General features: G+C 33.8%; 2 protein-coding genes and 1 pseudogene. 1 reads left to right on the top strand and 2 read right to left on the bottom strand.

Going from position 1 to position 1117, the window contains the following annotated elements; translation table 11 throughout:
- Positions 1-184, bottom strand: a pseudogene (locus T429_RS11120) (hypothetical protein); the annotation flags it as partial.
- A 123-nt stretch (positions 185-307) separates the two neighbouring features.
- Positions 308-637 (bottom strand): helix-turn-helix domain-containing protein, encoded by a 330-nt coding sequence (locus T429_RS0108540; RefSeq protein WP_026500981.1) that lies wholly within the window; start codon positions 635-637, stop codon positions 308-310.
- A gap of 112 nt (positions 638-749) precedes the next feature.
- Here T429_RS0108540 and T429_RS0108535 point away from each other — a divergent pair, with 112 nt between their 5' ends.
- Complete coding sequence (locus T429_RS0108535; protein ID WP_005773357.1) at positions 750-1031, top strand: hypothetical protein; 282 nt, start codon at positions 750-752, stop codon at positions 1029-1031.
- Positions 1032-1117: the final 86 nt, after the last annotated feature.

Genomic DNA, 1117 nt, shown 5'->3' with positions numbered 1-1117 from the left:
CATATTTAGCGAGATTTTGCTCTTCATCTTCACAGACAACTAATAAAATTTCATGAGAATTTATAAGCACTGGTTTGTTCACAACTACCTCCATACAGCCTATTGGCAACGGTTGGTTTTTAAGATATGGAGATGAATATATGTAAAAAGTGCAAGTATCAACATAAAAATGTAAAAAGTGCATATTTATGTTAGGTATATTTTTTTAAAAAATGCACTATCCACAATTTATGGAGATACAAAATGCAAATCGCAGAACAAGATTCTAACATTTTACAAGGGTTTTCTCAGAAAGAAAAAGAAACTATTACTTATCTTTTGATTGCCTTAAAAACTCAATATATAAAATCACAGATTTCTTGTTTTCTTCAGAAAGATCACGATAAAAATTCATCAATTCTTGATCAACATCATTGAAGAAATTTGGGGGGGGCTCGTTAAAAAACTCAGCTATTTTAACTAATTCCCCAATACTTATGCTTCTTGATTTTCCATTTTTGTAAGGATTAATCATTCTGCTTATAGTGGATTGATGGATTCCTAGGTAGGCGGCTAGTTCTATTTGTGCACCGTGTCCACGTTCGTCTAATTTTTTTTCTAGCCATTGCTGGATACTTTTTTCAATATTGCTACTCATAATCTAATTATTATCCCTAAAAATACGTAAAATGCAAAAATGCAAAAGGTGCATTTTTTGTTGACATATGTAAAAAGTGCAATTATTTATTGCGCTGTTATGGAGATTACATATGGCTTCGAGAACAATTATAAAATATCTAGGTGGTTTCAAAACTGTAGCAGCCATAGTGCAAAGAGATGCGTCATCTGTTTCTAGATGGCGTGCTCTTATACCAGCAAAGCACCAACAAAAATTATTAAATTACGCACGTGACCATGGGATAGATTTACGTCCAGAAGATTTTTTTTATCCAGAGCGCTTACAGACATTAATGCAAGAGCAGCGCCCCCCAATTACGAAAATTTGCAAGAGCAGCGGTGTTGAGAACACCGGCGAGACTTTGCAGCCTTAAGGAGATCAGAATGAGTTTAAATGAAATTTTATCAATAGCAATTTTTGCAATGTTACTTATCGACGCCGTGATGTTTGGTTTTGCTT

The organism is Bartonella elizabethae F9251 = ATCC 49927 (genome assembly GCF_000518165.1).
Classification (GTDB): domain Bacteria; phylum Pseudomonadota; class Alphaproteobacteria; order Rhizobiales; family Rhizobiaceae; genus Bartonella; species Bartonella elizabethae.
Note: the sequence above shows the minus strand (reverse complement) of the source record. Positions and strands in the feature narration are given on the sequence as shown.